Genomic DNA, 638 nt, shown 5'->3' on the forward strand with positions numbered 1-638 from the left:
CGATGTATTGTCACACTCGCAAGGTGGCAACAACAACGCCTACTGCCAAGACAATAAAACCAGTTGGATCAACTGGAGCGAGACGGAGCGCAAAGCGCACTTCAAAACTTGGATGGCGCAAATGGTCGCAAACCGTCACCAATACATGGTGCCTTTCATCCGTGCTTTCAGCGGCGAAAATCGCAACAACAACCGCATTTTCTGGCGTCGAACCGATGGCCGATTAATGGAACACGACGACTGGAACCGATTAAGCTCCGTAGCGCTTCACTTAGGCATTGGTAAAGACGGGCAAGAGTTGGTTTACCTCATCAACCAAACGAACGCCACTGCGCGATTTAAGCTGCCAAACGAGCGTAATCAAGAATGGGTAACGATTTGTGATACCAATGTGCGCAACCTCAATCCTGGGCACGCAGAAGGTGAAGTCTTGCTGTCACCGACCTCGATGGTGATTTTGCATTACCAACCAAAGCCAAACTCGCCACAAGGTGAGCAATTGCAAAGCTAGCCAATACAACACCTAAAACAAAAAGCCGATACAAACATCTGTATCGGCTTTTTTCATTGCTTGCAGACAGATACCCCAACATACATCTTTGAACACCAATCAGCCATAAAACTCATCACCTAGATAA

1 pseudogene is annotated in these 638 nt (G+C 47.5%); it reads left to right on the top strand.

Annotated elements, in window-relative coordinates:
• A pseudogene (locus tag R7Z50_RS28440) lies at nt 1-511 on the top strand (glycogen debranching enzyme); the annotation flags it as partial.
• Between the last annotated feature and the right edge of the window lie 127 nt (nt 512-638).

The sequence above is a fragment of the Vibrio sp. 1249-1 genome (genome assembly GCF_033340495.1).